General features: G+C 52.9%; 15 protein-coding genes. 10 read left to right on the top strand and 5 right to left on the bottom strand.

Going from position 1 to position 18,985, the window contains the following annotated elements; translation table 11 throughout:
* The first annotated feature begins 8 nt into the window (after nt 1-8).
* The 9 genes from IAE41_RS01680 to IAE41_RS01640 all read left to right on the top strand — a co-directional run bounded on the left by IAE41_RS01680 (nt 9) and on the right by IAE41_RS01640 (nt 12,404).
* Complete coding sequence (locus IAE41_RS01680; protein WP_200731805.1) at nt 9-3,026, top strand: hypothetical protein; 3,018 nt, start codon at nt 9-11, stop codon at nt 3,024-3,026.
* Nucleotides 3,027-3,050: 24 nt separating this feature from the next.
* Nucleotides 3,051-3,443, top strand: coding sequence for a hypothetical protein (locus tag IAE41_RS01675; protein WP_200731804.1), 393 nt, complete (start codon nt 3,051-3,053; stop codon nt 3,441-3,443).
* Between the two features lie 69 nt (nt 3,444-3,512).
* Nucleotides 3,513-3,938, top strand: coding sequence for a hypothetical protein (locus tag IAE41_RS01670; RefSeq protein ID WP_200731803.1), 426 nt, complete (start codon nt 3,513-3,515; stop codon nt 3,936-3,938).
* A gap of 208 nt (nt 3,939-4,146) precedes the next feature.
* Nucleotides 4,147-4,851 (top strand): M15 family metallopeptidase, encoded by a 705-nt coding sequence (locus IAE41_RS01665; protein ID WP_200731802.1) that lies wholly within the window; start codon nt 4,147-4,149, stop codon nt 4,849-4,851.
* A gap of 9 nt (nt 4,852-4,860) precedes the next feature.
* Nucleotides 4,861-6,783, top strand: coding sequence for a type IV secretion system DNA-binding domain-containing protein (locus IAE41_RS01660; RefSeq protein WP_200731801.1), 1,923 nt, complete (start codon nt 4,861-4,863; stop codon nt 6,781-6,783).
* Nucleotides 6,784-6,841: 58 nt separating this feature from the next.
* Nucleotides 6,842-8,260 (top strand): ankyrin repeat domain-containing protein, encoded by a 1,419-nt coding sequence (locus tag IAE41_RS01655; RefSeq protein WP_200731800.1) that lies wholly within the window; start codon nt 6,842-6,844, stop codon nt 8,258-8,260.
* A gap of 88 nt (nt 8,261-8,348) precedes the next feature.
* Nucleotides 8,349-9,215, top strand: a complete 867-nt coding sequence (locus tag IAE41_RS01650; RefSeq protein ID WP_200731799.1) for an ankyrin repeat domain-containing protein — start codon at nt 8,349-8,351, stop codon at nt 9,213-9,215.
* Nucleotides 9,216-9,276: 61 nt separating this feature from the next.
* A complete protein-coding gene (gene mobF / locus IAE41_RS01645) occupies nt 9,277-12,255 on the top strand; it encodes a MobF family relaxase (protein WP_200731798.1) in 2,979 nt (992 codons plus the stop codon).
* Entirely contained in the window at nt 12,252-12,404 is a 153-nt protein-coding gene (locus tag IAE41_RS01640; protein ID WP_200731797.1) for a hypothetical protein, read from the top strand. Before mobF ends, IAE41_RS01640 begins: the two co-directional genes overlap by 4 nt.
* A gap of 26 nt (nt 12,405-12,430) precedes the next feature.
* Here IAE41_RS01640 and IAE41_RS01635 read toward each other — a convergent pair whose 3' ends face one another.
* The 4 genes from IAE41_RS01635 to IAE41_RS01620 form a co-directional block, all read right to left on the bottom strand.
* Nucleotides 12,431-12,877, bottom strand: a complete 447-nt coding sequence (locus tag IAE41_RS01635; RefSeq protein WP_200731796.1) for a GIY-YIG nuclease family protein — start codon at nt 12,875-12,877, stop codon at nt 12,431-12,433.
* On the bottom strand, nt 12,874-13,545 hold the full coding sequence (locus tag IAE41_RS01630; protein ID WP_200731795.1) for a DUF5710 domain-containing protein: 672 nt from the start codon (nt 13,543-13,545) through the stop codon (nt 12,874-12,876). The genes IAE41_RS01635 and IAE41_RS01630 overlap by 4 nt, the downstream gene beginning before the upstream one ends.
* Entirely contained in the window at nt 13,542-13,949 is a 408-nt protein-coding gene (locus IAE41_RS01625; RefSeq protein ID WP_200731794.1) for a carboxypeptidase-like regulatory domain-containing protein, read from the bottom strand. The genes IAE41_RS01630 and IAE41_RS01625 overlap by 4 nt, the downstream gene beginning before the upstream one ends.
* A gap of 87 nt (nt 13,950-14,036) precedes the next feature.
* Nucleotides 14,037-15,683, bottom strand: coding sequence for a YadA-like family protein (locus IAE41_RS01620; RefSeq protein WP_200731793.1), 1,647 nt, complete (start codon nt 15,681-15,683; stop codon nt 14,037-14,039).
* Nucleotides 15,684-16,023: 340 nt separating this feature from the next.
* Between IAE41_RS01620 and IAE41_RS01615 the strand changes: the two genes are divergently transcribed.
* Entirely contained in the window at nt 16,024-16,797 is a 774-nt protein-coding gene (locus tag IAE41_RS01615; protein ID WP_200731792.1) for a hypothetical protein, read from the top strand.
* Here the strand turns inward: IAE41_RS01615 and IAE41_RS01610 are convergent.
* On the bottom strand, nt 16,778-18,844 hold the full coding sequence (locus IAE41_RS01610) for a type II secretion system protein (RefSeq protein ID WP_200731790.1): 2,067 nt from the start codon (nt 18,842-18,844) through the stop codon (nt 16,778-16,780). The two genes, IAE41_RS01615 and IAE41_RS01610, sit on opposite strands and share 20 nt — an antisense overlap.
* Between the last annotated feature and the right edge of the window lie 141 nt (nt 18,845-18,985).

Below are 18,985 nucleotides of genomic sequence, written 5' to 3'. Positions count from 1 at the left end.
GAGGTGGTATGGGGTTAAATATTTTCACAATTCCGGATTTTATCGACAAATTGCTCGGTAAAATCCAAAACAAAGGGGCGGTCCTTACGAGCGAACAAAAAACAGTGCGCAACGCCAACAAGCGTTTCTTGCGCTTAATTGGACGTGGTGATCGCTATGTACTCAATGGTGAGCTTCCGAACGTTCGCAGCAGCGACGTTGAGAAAGTATTAAAGATGGGCGCGCAGCGTCGGACCGATGGAACGTTGCATGTTCCCGAAGGCGTTGATTTGGAGCCATTTCGCATCTACTCGCCCATGATTGCCGAAGACCTGGACGACGAGCATTCCAGCTACAAAGTCACAGCGGACGGGTTGCCCTGGGAAAACTTTGTTACGCCCAACGACCTCACGCAAGGCGCGGACTCAACAGCAACATCAATTGTGTACGGCATGATCCCCGTGTTGGCCGCCCTCACCATTGTGCTTGCAGCCTTGCCAAGCTTTTGGGCATTGTTGGCTGTCATACCAGCGGCGCTCGTTGTCCCTCACATCATCGCGTTGTATCAAGGGGAGGACGTGAATGAAGCCATCAAGATGGGCTTCATTGGTTTCCTCGCTCCCGTTCTGTTCTCGCTGTACGCACTCTTTGTGGTCAAGACGGGCACCAGTGTTGCGGCATTGGATCCAGTGTCGGATGGAGACTCTCTAAATGTGATGAGAGCGCTGACCAATTTCTCTGCAAGTCCGCTGGGTTTCATTCTGAATATTGTAGCCGCAACCGGTTTGTTCCTTTCGACCGCTTGGGCCGTGTTTATTGTGGGCACTTTTTTCAATTGGGGCGATGACTCGACATTGGGTGGAGCGATCCAAGGGGGTAAAGCATGGGTTTGGGGATGGGCAAAGCTTTGCACAGGCTTTGGTATCGTCATGTGCTTGCCGCCTGTCATGGCGCCTTGGGTGATCTTGTTGTTTGCTTCTGCCTACGCCATGCGCTACACGGAATTGAACTTCCACGCTCGGGGTTGGGCGCTGGATCAACAGAACAAAGTGGTTGGTGGGGTGATGCAAGACCACTCTTTCAAAACCACGAGAGAAGACCGTCACATGCAAGCGGTCAACGTTGAGAAGGACAAGTCACCAACAATCGTGATTGCCATTTCCAGTGGCTACTTGGCGTCCAAGCGCTACGACTTCAGCCCCGATCCCGGTAAGAAAATGGTTGTTTCGATCAACGACCTGTGCACTCACATGTTGTGCTTGGGACGTACTGGTATTGGTAAAACAACAAACTTCGCACGTTTGGTGGCGTTGCAGATCGCTCTGTGCAGCATGAACGGCTATCGTGTTGGGTTGTTTGTCCTGTGCGGTAAGGGGACATTGCCCGGTGAATTGGAAAACGTTCTTGAGTGGAATATTAAACCGGGGATGGCAGTGGGTTTGATCGAAGGTTTAAACGCTAAAGAACTTGCGAAGGCCATCAACTCCATGGTCGCCAGTTCTGACGATAAGAACAAAATATGGTCGCATGGTGCGGATAACCACGTTCTCAATGCGTGCATCATCTTTGAAGCGCTGTGCCAGCACGAGGAAAGTGTTTACAAAAAAGCTGTCCAAGAATTAACTAAGATCGACATGATGATCCCGAACTTGGAATTCAACGTCAAACACTTGAACAGCAATCCGGCAACCAAAGGTTCCGAAAAGCACTTGACTGCTGTTAAAGAATTGCAGAAAACGCGCGACCGTCTTGCGTTCTATAAAACAGAAGTGCAGCGTCCTCGACAATGGCGCTGGTGCTTCGATGATGCTGTCGCAGTTCTGACTTTGCTTGACGACATTATTGTTACCCAAGCCAGCGCCCAGGGCACGATGGGTCCGGAATTGCAAAAATGGTTCAACTTCTTGGGCGTGAACGTGGCAGGTGTGGATCGATCGCCAATTGCCATCCACCCGGAACTTACACGCCATGGGTCGTCGCTTCAAAAAGCCGTGACCTATGTGGCCAAAACTTGGGTGGGCATGCCCTTTGAGCAACGTCAGTCGTACCGCATAAACGTCAACCAACGCATTGACCCACTGATCCAATCAACTGGGCTTGTGGATGAGAACGGAACCCCATGGACCGCCTTGACCACGGGTGTGGACATCACCGCAGTCATGCGTGGTGCGCGCATCGGTATCGATCTGCCTGAGTCGCTGCACGAAGAGGCCGGCACCGCAATCCAAATTCTGTTGAAGCAACGTGTGTACGCCAAACTCAAGCAGCGGGTGAAGGTGACCGATTGGCGCAAGGAAATGCCCGAAGAAACAGTCTTCATCCAAATCATCGATGAATGCCAATTGTTGGTTAGCCAGCAAGAAATCAAGTTGCTTCCGATCGCTCGATCGTTTGGTATGGGTGCTGTGTATCTGACACAAAACGTCGAGGGCTTGATGACGTGCTTTGAGACTGAGGCAGGTATGGAAGGGTTCTTGGATCAATTCCAATCGATCACATGTTCCCAAGCATCAGAAGCAACATATGAGTTTGTGATGCGCAAGGTTGGACATGGGACATTGATTCAATACAGCCCATCTGGACGCGGCTTGGACTTCAAGGCGAGTACGTCTACCTACAAGCGTTCGACTCTCAATGTTGACGATCACCCACAACGCGCATTTATGCGGAAGCTAAAGCGTTGGGGCTTTGCGAAAGTGGTGTCGCAAGACATGTTCCGCAACGACATTGGACATCGCTGGGATCAAAAATGGAGCGCTTTGCGCGGCACAAATGTTCAAGAAAGTTCGTCGTCAATTCGTTCGGCCATGATGGTTCACGGCTCAGGCGAAATGCAGGATGGTCCCATTGTCACGTTGGTTGAATTGGGGCGTGAGCTGAACACAAGTGGTGGTGCGCGTGCCTTGGTTTACCTTAACCGAGGAAACATCCGCCGTGTTGATTTTGCCAAAACCATCCCCGTCACACCTGGCAAGGTTGATGAATACATGCGCAAGTTCAAAGAAGACCAACTTGAGCAAGAATTGTTTGAAACCGAAGCTGCTTAATACAACCAATAAAGGAGACTAATCATGAACAAAGATATTCAAGACCAAAAAACATACAACGACTCGATGTTCAGCACCGATCTGAACAGCATCTTTGCAGCCCCCGATGACACGTACCGTGAGGGAAAGCAGCAAGCTGCAGAACAGGGCGACACTCAGGCGAAAGCCTGGGTGGAGCAAGACCAGAAGGTGGACAACCTAGAGCGACGTATTGGGCAGTACGACAGTGAGATTGAACGTCGGAATGATCCTACCCATGTGTTGCGCTTGGAAGAGGGTTACCAACGGATCTTGCAAGCTCGTACCGATTTTTTGGAGAACAACCCTAAGCCTATAATGTACGGAAAAGACCAATGGCAAGAGCAGTTCAATGTTTACGAAAACAAGATCAGTGAGAGCCGTGAAGCGATGGCCTAATGGGAACAAAAGTCCTCGCCCGAGGTTTTGGGTGAACTGACCGCACGGAGGACCGCAAAGTTTGAAGAGATGCTGGACGCAACCGGCCAACGTCAAAAGCTCGGAGAGTTGCCCTCAGAACAATTGATGCACGCGCAAGCGCAATCGGATGCGTACGATCTCCAACAGGACAGTCATTCGTTTTCATTTTCCCAACGCATTGCCGAACGACGCGCGAAGCAAGACGAACAAGGAGAGGGAAGCCAGTCCCAATCCGGACAACGCGTAGGTGGGATGGCGTGGGCGGCAGAAACACTGGCAAAACCAAGCGACGAAGAAAAGATGCTTGCCGAAGTTCAACACCGCTTTGTGATTGAAAACAATCGTTGGCCCAAGGAGAAAGAAGTTGATGCGTTGCTTGCTAAGCAAAATCAGAAGCCAGAAGGACAGGTGCAGGTTCAAGAGCAAGTGCAGGTTCAAGAGCAAACACAACGGTTCAGTCACAAAATGGGTTGATCGTTTCAATGAGAAGGCCGGAGAAATCCGGCCTTCTTTATGCATGCAGTTCAATAAAAGGTATTGACAATGCTTGATGTTCCTCTTCAATAAATACATTCGTATTTAAGAAGGGGAATTTATGCATCAATGGAGTCTACGTTTCATCATCTTATCTGCTTTGGCTATGGCAGCAGATCCGTGCTTTGCACATGTTGAGAAATCAAACATGTCCTACTCGCTGAAATCGTCAGTCAGCGTGACACCGGTCAAAAATGCAAATGGAGCCCACTGGTGGAATGTTTTCAAGAAAAAACGCAACGAGAAGATGTGGAGTGGAGTGCATCCGGACTTGCGCACAAAACTTGAAGCGGTCTTCGACATGATGGCCCAGCGAGGGTTTGACATGCGGCCCATGGAGGGCATGCGCAGTGACGCCCGTCAAGCAGCGCTGCTGGCAAGCAATTCGGGAGTGACGAGCGTTGGTGCGGGCATGAGTTGCCACAACCACGGCTACGCTGTGGACAGTGTGATGCATGTGGACGGCAAGCCGACCTGGGACATGAACGATCCTCATGTGCGGGAAGGCTATATGTTGTTTGGTGAAATGGTTGAGGCTGTTGGTTTGGACTGGGGAGGTTCCTGGGTGTCGTTTAAAGACTACCCGCATGTGGAGATGAAATCCCAATGCCACGTTGCGATCCGAGCCAAACGCAGTGGTAGGAAGGCCCCTGTAATGATTGCAGATTCATCACAAATTTCCCCCGATGTCATATTGTCGGCATTCGCCTATCAGCCAATGGGCGAGATATGCCCGTTCGACAGCCCGTGTGAGGAAAAGATATATCTTGCCGCGCAAATCTGCCCAGTGCCAACAACGCAACTGTGGGCTATGTACCAGCCCATATATCTCATGAAGTTCAAGTGGGCTTGACGGAACGAAATGCCCCTTTATGTTGAAAAGCAAAAGGGGTTTTTAATGGATCAGATATATGAGGCATTTGGGCGCGTTGGAAAGCATGTGCCACCACATACATTGGTGCGCCGCTGGGACACGGCCATTTTTATTGCAATTAGCGTATTGGGTTTGGTCTACAGTTTTCTTGTTTTCGCTGTGCGCTTGTGGGAGCCATCAATTGCTGTGCCTTATGGTTTGCATCTGAAATTGGGTGTTGTGGTCAGCATGAACTACGCAACATTGGGGATGATGGTGGGGAGCGCACGCGACGCCATCGAAACACTCCAACTCACGGGCTCGCCTTACGCAACAATTTGGAGCTTTGTTGTCTCTGTCGCCTGCGCCATTGGTGCACTGAAATACGGCTTGATCCCACGGCGGAACATGTATGTCTTAGACGGGCCACAGGTGCGCAAAGGGAAAGACGCAATTAAAGTGGCGCGACAGATCACAAAGGCCGAGGTGGGCAAGGACACAATGCCGTTGCTCTTGCACCCAGAGTTGCGGTTGTCCCAGGAGCGATGGAACCGGCATGTGCTGTTGTACGGGTCGGTTGGGTCGGGGAAGACACAGATCCTCTTGCCGCTCATTCGGCAAGTCATACGCAAGAAAAAGAAATTGTTCTTGTACGACGTTAAGGGGGATTTCACCAGTTACGGGGATTTCAGTGCCGGCACGTACACAGACCCCACATCGCGCTGGAAGCGCGTGAAGGCAAAAGCAATCAATGCGGTGTACCCACGCCCCATCGTTCTAAGCCCGTACGACAAACAGGGATATGTGTGGGATGCGGCATGCGATATCCACACCAGCATTCAAGTTGAAGAGTTCGCCCGCTGCATGATCCCGGAGAAACCTGGGGACAACAATCCGTTTTTCACCAACACAGCCCGAATGATCTTTGTGGGATCCGTCAGGACACTGATTGCAAATAAACCCAAGGTGTGGAATTGGACGGATTTGAATGATCAGTTGAATAAAACCGCAGAGCAAATGCAGCCCGATATTTTGGCGCACTACAAAAAAGCGTTCCCTTTGATTGAAAACCCAGACTCGCAAACGACATCGAACATCATGTCCACCATCATGTCGAACATGCAAGCCGTTGAGTATTTTGCAAGAGCTTGGCCTGTGGTTGGTAAGCGCCGCTTCTCAATCACTGAGTGGGCTTCGGACGACTACAAGGGGCGTAAAGGCGTCATTGTCCAGGGCGGTGGAATGGAGCTTCTGACCAGCGCATACATTTCTTCCCTCATCAATATTTTAGTGGGTGAAGTAATTTCCCCCAAGATGAAAGAGGACAAGAACCGTGGGCTGTACATCATCTTAGACGAGCTGACATCGGCAGGGCGGTTGAACATCATGCCTTTGATCGACAAAGGCCGGTCCAAGGGCGTCACGCTGATTGCCGGCATCCAAGAGCTGGGCCAGTTGTCGAAAGTGTACTCACCAGAAGAGGCCAAAATCCTGCCCACCATTGTAGGGACGCATGTGATTTGTCAGCTGCAGATGTCCGAGACACGCAAACACGTGGCCGAGATGTTCGGAACCAATGTCACCGCCACCATGGCCCACGACGAGAACGCCAACGTCCATCAAGACGGGAGACAGGTTGTCTTTGAACACCAATTGACCAACGAGCTGGGTCCACGCCGGGGCAAAAATGGTTCGTTTGAGGTGCGGGCGATCGTTGCAACGGCCGGTTATGACCCCTTGTTGTTGTCGTTCCCCGGCCAATCGTTAGAGGTGCAGCGACCTGGGCAAGTGCCAGCGCGTTGGATGACCGAACCGGCGGCAACAGCCAAGCCAGCTGAACCCGTAATTCAACCCCCCACTGAGTCAAGCGCGGGAACGCACCGTCAGCCCCAAATCCTGTCACAGCAAGAGGTAATGGATTTGTTCCGATAGTATTGACTTTAATGACGTTTCTGTTTGATTGAAAGAATGTCAATCAAATGGGGGTGTTATGGACGCGCGCGAAAAGTTTGAGAAGTTCAAAGCTAACTTCGATGAGGATTTCGATATTGATTTTCAGTATTCAGATTTTCTAATGAGTGATCTGACGTTGGATGAGCGCTTGAGTAATCCTGATATTGTTGAGGAGGCTCTAAAGGAAATGGGGATGGGCTATTCCTCGCTTGAGAATGAGGGTGGATCCCAGTTTGGAACTGCAAATCGTGAGCTTGCTGAATTGTTCTTGAAATATGGAGATGTAGGATCTGATGGTGGTATTGATTTGGACGCCGAGTTCAAAGTTGCAGCGGAAGCGCACAATATTCCGGTAATGAAATTGCTCTATCACCGTGGTTGCAGCATTGGCGGCGAGGGCGACATGAAAGATTCAGCACTGCACGCATCGGCGCGTGTGGGTGATCATGAGTTGTCGAAAATACTAATCAATGACTTTGGTATTGATCCATTGCTTAAAAACGCCGAAGGCCGCACGCCTTACGATATTGCCATGGATAGAGAACTGTGCCAGGCCGCTGCCCGTGGGGATCTTGAGACGGTCAATCAACTGATTGATGAGGGATATCCCTCTCAAGCAGCCATCAACGAATACCGTGGTGAAGGCTATTACTACGGGAGTTTTGAGTATGGTGTTCCAGACAGTCCGCTGTATCGTGAACGACCCGCAGACGATATTGAACCAGCGTGGAAAATAGCTTTGGACAGTGGGCACGTAGATGTGTTCATGGCCTTAATTGATCGTGTTGGCCCGAATGACTATTTTTTAAACGACTCGCAAGAGCATAACTCGGCACTGCGTTGTGCAATGGAAATGGGTGACACAGGCGTAACTATTGAGCTTTTGGAGCAAGGTGCAAATATGCATTCACTTTCACAGGAATTCCATTTGGCCGTATCTCAGGCCGACACCACGTTGAGCGAAAAAATGCTTTCCTTGGGTGCGGACGTTCATCGGAAATTGGATGTCCTAACCGACGATCCCAAAAATCGCTATTTCTTGACGCCTATTGCTGAGGGGTTCACTCCACTCCATTGCGCAGGATCCGCCGAACAAGTCCGATTGTTGATACAGCACGGGGCCGATATTCATTCCGAAGCCATGGGTGCCCGGATTGTGCGCAAGGAAGACGATGAGTTGATACATTTTCACCCCAAAGGAATCACTCCGTTGCATTCAGCCAATTCCCCTGAGGTTGCCTTGGAGCTACTTAATGCTGGGGCGAACAGCAATGCAATTGTGCCCTCAACGATGAATGAGATTCACCAAAATCCTTCGCTGTCACATAGGATATCTGGGCGCGAGGATATTGCCGATGCAATTGACAGTTTTGTTCAAAAACAGGAACTGCTAACTCAGCTTACAAATACGGCTGAGCTTAAGGACGAGCAACCACGAATGCGGCGAAGAATGTGAGTAGTGCCCGCCAATTGGCGGGCATTAAGCTTGACATTGGGCGGTTCTTTGTTTGAGTGAATGCAACATTCATTTTTCGGGGGACCGCATGACCTATTTCAACGAGCGCTTTAAAGGCGCAATCATCGACAACGACAGTCGCACTGTCTTGGATTGCATTACCGAGTATGGCGCCAACGTTGCCGACGAAAACGGTATCACTCCGCTGCACTTCGCCGTTCTCGGCCACCGGGTCGAAATCACCGCGTTGCTGTTGGACAACGGCGCCAATGTGGAAGCGGCCGACATGCATGGGCAGCGTCCCTTTGATCTGCGCAAGCCGGTCCTCAACAACCGCGAACAACACCGTCTCACAGCGCACCAAGCCGCAAGCATGGGCAACCTTGAGCAGACGCGCGCGTTCATTGCCCTGGGTGGTGATCTGCACCAGTTGGATCACGCCAACAACACCGTGCTACAGCAAGCGGCGCGCAACGGTCATGCGGACGTTGTGCAAGAGCTAATTGCGGCCGGCGCCGACATCAATCACACACACCGCTCCACGACCCCAGCGGTGCACTTGGCCGCACAAAGCGGATCGGTTGACACCCTTGCAGTCTTACTCAACAGCGGCGCGGATCCCACCGTTGTGGATCCTTTGCACCGCACGGCGATACACACAGCGGCGAGCAGCGGCAGCGTGGAGTGCCTGGCTCTGTTGGTCGATCGATGTGACCCAAACGCCCTTAATATTCTGAAACAGACGGCGTTGGATATCGCACAATCCAATGGACATCAAGACGCAAGCCGTTGGTTGGTGCAGCAGGGTGGGAAAAATGCCCCAGAAATCAAGCTGCAAAATATGAGCGTTGAAGAGGGCGAAGCCTATAAGCGCCGGTTGCTGGCTGCCGCTTCCACACAATACGAAGTGGGGCGCGGTGACACACCTCCCCGTATGCGCTTTCAGCACATGTGATCCCTTGACAAAACCCCGTTCTTTGTTTGGATGAAATCATTCATTCAATATGGGGGTGCCCGTGATCCAACGACAACTTTTGCAGCACAGATCAAGCAATCCAAAGGGCGATGATGTCATCGACTATTTGTTGGCGGTTCCCGATATTGAACTGCAACAAAAGACCGTGAAACAAGACGGGCCGACCACTGATTATTACTTGGACGGCACACCGGATCTTGAGAGCGCATCATCCACCTATGTCACGTCCCACTGGGGTGGGAAGCTTGCAGCCGAGTTGGGATTGATCGGAAAGCCGGTCAACAAAGACGACATGATGGCGCTGTTCGATGGCTTCTCGCCTACGGGAGAGGCACTGTGTCAAAACGCAGGCGCCAGACCCACCGCCGAAGTCAAGATCGACCAGCGCACCGGTAAGCCGCGATTGGACAAAGACGGCAACGTGATGATGGTGGACAAAGGGGGCCGACGCGCGGGCTACGACCTTACCCACTCCCCACCTAAGTCCGTTTCCCTGTTGCATGCCCTGGGCGATGACGACACAAAGCTCGCTGTGATGGAGGCCCAGCGCGTGGCCGTGGAAGCATCCATGGCTCAGATGTTTGAGGCCTTCACTCAGTGCCGACGCAACAAGGGCGGGAAAGATGTGATTGACGTGGAGGGTTTGGCCTACTCAATGCACATGCAGTTTGGAAGCCGCGAATTGGAGCCTCACCTGCACACCCACGTTCTTGTGTACAACGTCTGCAAGGGAACAGACGGCAAGCACAGCACTTTTGATGCGTCTGAGATTTTTCGCTTTCGCCACGCAGCCGATATGGTGTACCAAAACGTCCTGGCTACAGAACTATCTAAGGCCGGCTTCAAAATTGTCCAAAGTGAAGAGGTTGACGCCCACGGTAAAAAAACGGGTGTCCGGTCGTGGGAAGTTGCGGGCTTACACGACAGAGAACTGATCAACGAATTCTCGACGCGCCACTTGGAAATCATGGCTGAGCGGTCCAAAGGGACGGCCGACGCCGCAGCCTGGGCGAAGACGCGCAAGCACAAAGATGAGCCGTCCTACCCCGAGCTGATGGACCACTTCTCCAAGCTCATCGAGAACGTCAGCCAAAAATTGAAAATTCCCACTATCGCGGAACTCAAGGAGCAACAAGATGTGCGTTGCCCCGCGCGGACGCGTGAGGAACTTCTTGAACTGCTGCACGAGAACGATGCGGCGTTCGACTACCCAACATTGCTGCGTCAGATCGGCACTGAAAACCTGGGCTTTGTCACCGCAAGCGAACTCTTCGCCTTGGCCGATGCAGCCGTGTCCGACACCAGCGACCTGATGGAAATCAACCCCGTGGCGTTGCACGACGACGACAAGGGAATGACCTTGGCCCGAAAACACACTGAGTCACGCTACGCGGCGCGTTGGATGGTGGAGTGTGAGTTGGATTTGGTCACGATGTCCAACGCCCGTAAAGGGGAGGAATGGTGGAAGGTGGGAAAGGAACTGTCCACACCGATCATTGAAAAATTGGAGAAGCTTAAAGGCTTCAAGTTGTCCAAAGAGCAGCGTGTGGCGGTTGATCACATCCTCAGCGAGACAGCCGGCGTGTGTGTGGCGTCAGGCTTTGCGGGTACGGGAAAAACAACCGTGTCGGACTTCTACTCCGAGGTGTTCCGTGCCAGAGGCAAACGGATGCTTGGTTGTGCTGTGTCCAACCAAGCGGCCAAAAAGCTGCAGGAAGAAAGTCGCATGGAATGCCGGTCGGTGACTAAGATCCTTGCCGACTTGTCGCGCAACCGCCTTACGTTGACCAGTGACGATGTTGTTGTGTTGGACGAAGCCGGCATGATCGACGTTCCGCAGATCCGCGCGTTGTCCGCGCACTGTAAAAACGCTGGCGCCAAGCTGATTTTGCAGGGCGATGAAGAGCAGTTGAAGCCCGTGGGCGCGGGGCAGGGTATGGCATTGATGAGTGATGTCCTGGGCGAAAGCACCATCACCGAGATTCGCCGGCAGAAAGATCAACAGATGCGCGATATCGTAAAGATGTTCTACAAGTACGATGAAAACGGGTTGCCGGTGAAAGCACGCACACCCAAGTCCCGCAACGAAGTGTTGGAGCAGTCCTCCGCCATTTGGAGCGCGTTGGAAGCCGCAGGATGCATTGACGAGTACAACACCCACGCCGAGGCGGTTGACTCGTTGGTGTCCGACTACTTTGCTTCACATGCAACCACCGACGAACGTTTGGTCCTAGCGCACTCCAATGCGGATCTTAAGACACTCAATCAAGCCATTCGTAAGGGCTATCAAAAGCGCGGTGAAGTGGCAAAGGACGAGGTGCATATCCGAGCGATGGGGAAAAAGTTTTTTGAGGATTTGTCGCTGTCCGTCGGCGATCGGATCCGCTTCACGACAGCCGACAGCGTGATGAATGTTGTCAACGGGACCGAAGCAACAATCACAACGATCGTTCCCAACCGCAAGCGTGGTGGGTACGACGTATCCGTGGACATCGATGAGGGAGCGGAGCGTCGCAAGCTCAAGTTCAACACCGAAGAGTGGAACGCCATCCAGCACAACTACGCCCGTACGGTCCACGGTGCCCAGGGGCAAGGCAAGACCGATGTGTTCTTGCTGGGCAACGCGGGCATGACCGATAGCAGCAGTTTGATGGTGGCAATTTCTCGGGTGACGAAGGGCAAGTTCACGTTGTACGCAACAACCCACGAAGCAGACACCCTGCGCCAACGCGCGGCGTTGGACCGCAACAAGGAGAACACCTTGCACGCGGGCGTGCGGGGCGATGAGGGGGCGGAGATTGCCAAGCTGTTTGAGAATTTCAAAATTAAGAAAACAGAAATGGGCGCGGGTGTGAAGAAACGTGGAACTGAGGATCGGCAAAAGGAATTCAAGAAGAACATCGAAAGTAAACAAATTCAGGATTGGGTGGGCCAACATGTGTCCGAAATTCAAAAGGCGTTGGGCCGTGCGTTGACCCCCAATACTCAGCGTGATAATTTCAGGCGACAGAACTTATGAGCAACGCGGCCATGGTGTACGTCATTGCCATCATTTTGCTGATCGCCGCGTGCTGTGTCGCGTGGCGTTTGACTCGCTCGCGTTCGGCCTTTGGTTCCGAAGAGGAACAAGAGCGCTTGAGGGACGCCAATGAGCGCGGGTACTACTGAATAGAAATGGCCCCGAGGGGCCATTTTTATTGGAACAGAGCCACCAGTCCGACAGCGGCACCAAAACCCAAGATCCACTTGAGCCATCCCCACATGCCGCGCTTTTGACCAGGCCAGACGCACTGATTGGCGATCGATCGGCGCAGAGGCGTCATCCTCAAGGCGGTGTTAACCCGGATGTTCGGCGGCTTACCATAGACGCGCCAACCGGCCCGTTGCGCCGCAAACCGCCACGCATACTCATGGTTCTCGGCTTCGGCTTTGGTGCCGGTCATGGTCGCAAGTGGGATGAAGGTGAAGGACTGGCCTTGCCAGCCACCCGCGTGGCTTCTGTGCTGGCCTTCGCGCCTGCGCAGGTCTGTGGTTTGACCGACATAGCAGCACCCGTTGTCGAACAACAACGCGTAGATGTGGCGGGGGCGGGCTTGGTATTTTTCAGAGCGGCCAAACCGTGCCGCTCCATCGCCACTCAAACGCCCCCTTTATTGGCCAGCCGGATCCCGTTGTTGGATAGCAACGAAAGATCCATGGTCCACTTTTGATTGTTCGATGAGCGTTGGGTCCAAAGCCCAAATGCGTCGCAGATGTGTTGATCCAAAAAATCATCATCACATCCAGTGGTTGCTTTGAAGTGGTGGCGAACCTCTGTCTCCGAACCGGTGAGCTTTGAGTAGCCGTAGTTCGTTGCTTTCACGCACAGTTGGCACGCGCTCACAAGGCGCTTGAGGGTTTGAACATTTCCCGTCTCGCTGTACTCCCACCGCGCGATGACATCCAAGTATTCCTCGCGCTTGGGATCCTCTTTTGCGCCGCACAACTCGCAAGTGTGGTTGCTGCGTTGGCGCAGTCCTGCGGACAAGCGTTTCCAATCGTGTGGATCCAGGCATGCCTTCACCGAACGCATCCAGCAACTCATAGGCACCATGGAAATATGAAGATGGTTTCCGCCAAACGTGCGGTCTTCACCCATCAATGTGGTGATGGGGTTGGGGTTGGTGATTGGATCAAAGTGCAACCGCATCTGTTCGATGCATTCCACTGTGTCGGCGTACCAATGCTTGGTGTCGCCATCGAAGCGGGCGCCAAGTTCACGGGCTGTGTCTTTGTCACTAAAGGGGACGTGGAAGTATTGAGCCATCATTCCCCCTTTTCATTGCGTGCTAAGCCGTACACACGCTGGTTGGGTCCAGACCACACCCAGGAGAACAAGATGGACGGTGAGTCGTACCGCACGACATCGCCAACAAAGTTTTGGCGGTGTGTCTGTCCCAGCAGGACACGGCCTGTGTACGACGTAGCAGCGTGCGATACGGTGTACTCACCGTCCGGACGCAGATTGTTGAAGTGGTAGCGTCCTTTGTTGTTGGTTCGACGTTCAATCAGTCTGTTGGTGTCGTGGTGGTACGCACGCACAACCTCGCCGGCCATTGGTTTGCCCTGAGCATCGACAACCACACCCGTGATATCGGACGCAAGAACGTGTGCGGCTTGCGCCGAAGCTGCAGACAGCATGAGCGCCAGTGAAAGTATTATTTTTCTATGCATAAATAACTCCTTTATTGTTCTAAGAAAAAAGGGGGCGCCTGCCGGCGCCCCCTTTGGTACTGCCGAGTTGTAGGTGTTGCCGTTCAATCAGTCGAAGGAGAACGATGCGCCGAAGCCGCCGCCGACACTGGATCCACCAGACCCACCAGTAATGCCGCCGACTACCCGAATGCGCTCAGTGAGCTGTGCGGATCCTCCAAGTGCAACCGCAGCGGCTGGCCCGTAGAAGCCCACGCCCATGTTGAACGAGACTTTTCCAACAGGCAGATATTGACTGGACATTGCCATTTGACTCATCGCCATCGATTGCGCGCCCAAGCCGTTAATCCGCTTGTCCTGCTGCGAAATGCGTCTGTTGGTGTCTTCCCAACGGTCGTTCCAACGGTTCTCCATATCCCACAACTGCCCACCGTTCACCGCGTCCGTGGATCCTTGTGAAATACGCCCCGAAGCAACGCCACTCACGCGAGTGGATCCACCGGAAGAGCTTTGCAGCGTGGCTGTGGATTTGCTTTCGTCATCGTATTTCACAGCCAGAGGATCCGTTGCACCGTCAATCCCGTCCTTGCCATCGCGTCCGTGAAGTGAAGCAAGCCAGTCCTGTTCGGATCCTTTGAAGCCGCCGTCAACTGCAACCTGATAGGCGCTTCGACCGTCTGCCCCATTGGTGCCGTTCAACCCATCGCTACCGTCCCGGCCAGGTGTACCCGCAACTCCGTCGTTTCCATCGCGACCAGGTATTCCAGGTGATCCGGGATCGCCTTTGTCACCTTTCGGTCCGGGTGTTCCAGTTCCACCACCGGGGTTGTTTTCCACGGCCGTCAAGCGACCATCCAAGCCCACCAAGGCGTCGTGAACGTTGCCGTAGGTTGACCCGCCGAGGTTCACGCTCCACCCGTTGTAAACGCCGTTGGTGAAGCCGGCAGTGCCGCCCAGCGATTGGGTAACAGACTTCAACTGTCCAAGATTTACGGCGTCGTCGTCGGCCTGACCTGCGGCAACCCCGATGAGGCGTGACAGAAGGCTTGTTCCGGTTTGTCCAAACGACACAGTGCGGTTCTCATTGCAAGCTGACCCATATCCAATCGAGACGCACGCGGCTTCAACAACGGTGTAGTTGCCGAGGGCAATGCCGCCTGCACTTCCAGCATCGCTTGCGTATGTCACTCGGTTGCCGAAACCGACACTTATTCCGCCGTCCGCAACAGTGTTTACGCCTCCAAGGTTCTGCACATGCGAGCCCAAATCGTTGCTGTCCCCTAACGAATTGGTGAATTCGCCGTTCACTTTATTGAAGCTGCCATAGATATTGAGATTGCGACCATTCAATTCATTGGAGCCGCCGTTCAAATAAATTTGTCCAGTTGAGGGTGAAATGGCTGGATCATTTGCATACACCCAGTCCGAGTGAAGGATGTTGTCATATCCAGTCACGGTGACAAAGCCCGTGTCGCTTTGGTTGTTCCTGCCATTGAAAACTACGTCGCTCACATTGTGAGTGAGTGGGTTGGTGATGTTGAGTCTGTTGTTGACGCCTGTGAAATACAAATTTATCAAATTGCGTTCCCACGCGGGATCCGCGTGCGTTGCCGAGTTTCCGATGCCGTTCCAGTATTGCTGACGAGTTGCGTCGCCATAGTTTTGCATGGGTGTTGATTGAGCAGCAGCATGACCGCTTAAAGCCGTGCCAATAGAAAGGGCTAGCAAAATTGCTGAATGTTTGTGGTGTTTCATTTGACCTCCTTTTTGATAGTGAGCGAATTCACTAATTCAGGAAATCAGACATTGCATTTTTGTCAATACCTGGCGTCACAGATGGTGGATGTCATATTCGACAGTAACCTCAAAAGTGACTCTCTTTGTTTGCAATTGACAGGCGCCGTCCATAAGCGCCGATGAGAGTTTTTTTCTTACAAACAAAAAAGCCCCCATTACGGGGGCTTGCCGAGGAAGCGCAAGGGGGTCGTACGCGTTCGGCACAATTAAAGTAGCAGGCGATATGAGCAAGTCAAGCTAATTGACAATATCCGATTGCCTCATAACTTGAATTAAATCAATGTTTATGGGGTTGTCTATGAATAAATGTGTTTTGGTTGCTTTCGGCCTTTCTTTAATTGTTACATCCGCTAGCGCGTTTGGAGGAGGTGCGTTCGTTAGCAATGCTGGCGAGCCACTGCATAGCTTTATTGAGCGTGTTTCACTGGTCGAACGAACATCGAATTGCGGATACATTTCCAAAGCTCCCAACGCGTATCAAATAGAACTCGTGGATTGCTCTTTGACAGTCTCGGATGGAGACTTTGTTGTGTATGGTGTTCAAGGGTGGAGTCGGATCGCATTTGAGGAAGTGATTGCTTCGATAAGGGTGGGCGGCGTACACGTTGATGGCAAAGTCTTGGGGGAATTGACCGGAGCGGCGGAAATGACTATGGATGAATTTGCTGTGTCCATATCTCAACCCATGGCCCAGTACACCAAAACCTCGCAGCACGAAGTTTGTTCACAGATCTGCAAGTCACCCCAAGGGGACTGGGGGGCGGTCGTCACAACTGTGGGCTCCCACGTGATGTGTCCAATCACCAACGTCTGCCCGGACGGCATGACAGCGACAGGCCAGGGGATTCATTCGCACCCCACCGGTTCAACTTATAAAATCAACGCCGCTGACAAAGCTGTTCTCTTGTCCGGACCTTTTTACCGCCTAGGAGCTAAAGAGACTCGTGGGCATACAGAGGTCTTCTCGGCAGAAGACTATAAGGCCGGCCCCGGCTACATGGTCACCGACAAGGGCCGCTTGATGCATCAAGACGGCCCCGGAAAGGTCCGGACTATAAGCATTGATAGGTGATCCAGTTGGACTGCCCCGCCGAGCCCTGTTGCGCCCCAATCGCGGGCGCATCGTTGTAGCCTTGCATGTACACGGCGTCCCATTCGGCCGGCCGACCGCTGGCCCATCCCACATATGGCGAGGATCCTGCGCCGGCTACAATCTGCCATCCACTTGCCGTGCAGATTGCTGCGCGGAACGTTCCGCCACACGGCCCCATCCCGCTGCAACTGGTGTAGTTCGACCACGACCGCTGACCGATGTTCGACGCGTTGCAGTCTTTTAAACCGTTCAGTGCCGATGAATTCTGCCACGCAACGCGGTAAGAGCGGTTCTCAACCGTGCAACTGGCCGCACACGAATTCACATGATTGCGTTGCGCGCCCGTGTCGTACCATCCACCCCAGGCGCCGACATTGGGCGACGGTGGCGTTGTCTGACTACTTGGACAGCTGAAACTGATCGTGCGTTGTCTGTGTTGTTGCTTCTCAAAGCCGTTTTGACCGGAGTAGCCATTGGGGCAGCCGTTGTCCACACGAACCCACTGTTCTTCTGTTTCGTTGTAAGCACCAGGGCACGCCGTGCAATTTGAATTGTGGTTGCGTGTGCCGCTTTCCACCCAATTGCTATAGCTCTCACTGCGTCCTGGCGATGTCTGGTTTGCCGACGCGTTGCATGCGTATGAAATATTTACCGTTTGATTGAACACGGCTTCCCACGATTGATTTCCGTAGGTTCCTGCGGGACAAGAGCCGGATCGTGGTTCGGTTCGGCTCAACACTTCCGAGGTGTTGGGCGGGCAAGCGTTGCAACTTCCAACAACAGATGAGCCTTTTAGGCTCCATGTGCCGCTCCATATGGGTGTTGTTGTTGCCGACGCGCAGCGGGAGAACTGTTCTTCAATTCCATCGCGCTGGCCGTAGGTGTTGATGGGACACCCAACTGATGCGGCGCGTTGCATGCGTCCGGGTGAGCAGCATGTGCCGGTGGTGACGCAGCTTGCAGAGCAAGTAGTGTTCAGTGTTTTCCATTCGCTCCAATCTTTTGTGCCTGAACTGTTGCAATTGCGGAACCGTTCTTGGGTAATATTTCCCCCTTGGCCGGGTTCACATGATGTGGTTCGGGTCTCTTTGTCCGTCACCGGATCGTATTTGCATTGTGGGGTTGCGGGGAGGGGCGCGGCGCAGGTTGTTGTTGCAGTGGTCCAGTTGCCCCATTGTTCGCTTGGACATGCCATTGATCGACGTTCAATGACGAAGCCAATTTGACCGGCTGGGCAGTTGGTGACGCGTTGCTCCACGTTTGGGAAGCATGTTCTTCCAAGAGCCACAACCGGAACTGTTGGAATGGGCGCGCCATTTGCCCCGCATGTGTTGCTGGTGGTCACCCACGATGTCCATTGCCGCGTGGGGCATGTGGATGCACTGCACGTGGCGTTGCGGCGTTGTGTAATAGAGCCGCTGGCGTTGGCTGGACACGCCAAAGTTTGGGTTTCAATCGTGGGCGAACACTCACAAGCCAACATGTCTGTGGCTTGAGTCGAAACATTTTTATTGGTGTAGCGGAACAGAACTTCATTGCGGTCGCGTGTTGCGCATTGCGTTGCCAAGTTGGCTTCGTGCAAAGAGCTGTATGGCTTTTGCACTTGGAACCCATTGATGCGCACAAAGTCGGCCGATTTTGCCAGCGCTGTTCCAAGTTTGATGCACGAACCTGTTGGAGCCGCCATATAGATCAGATCAATGGAGTCATTGGCTCCAAAGGCCGTCCCTGCTTGCACGACCGCCATTTGTGCAATGGATGATGGTGTGGCCACCGATCCATTCTCAATTCTGAACTTTGAGTTGTACGTGCTGTTGAGTGTGTCCGTGGACAATCCCGCGTACGACGGTTGCAGCACGTACAAGTCCGTTAGCGATTGTACAATTTGACCGGCTTGCTGTTGTTCGTGGCGAATTGCCGCCAGTGAGGCAGAGGGCGAAAACAATTTGTATGTCAATGCGCCAAGGCCAACAATCAACGTCAAGCACAATGTCAGTTCAATTAAGCTAAATCCATTGTTGCGCATTAGTCCCCCCTGTAAAACGTGTATATCGTTTTACACTACGGGGGAAATCGAATTTGGCAAGCTTTTCGGGTGTGTCAATTGTCCGCCTGCTGCAATTAAGTCTCTTGACTAAAGCGGATGGACTTCAAAAAGCCTCATTGC

This window comes from Stenotrophomonas sp. S39, assembly GCF_016624665.1.
Taxonomy (GTDB): domain Bacteria; phylum Pseudomonadota; class Gammaproteobacteria; order Xanthomonadales; family Xanthomonadaceae; genus Stenotrophomonas.
Note: the sequence above shows the minus strand (reverse complement) of the source record. Positions and strands in the feature narration are given on the sequence as shown.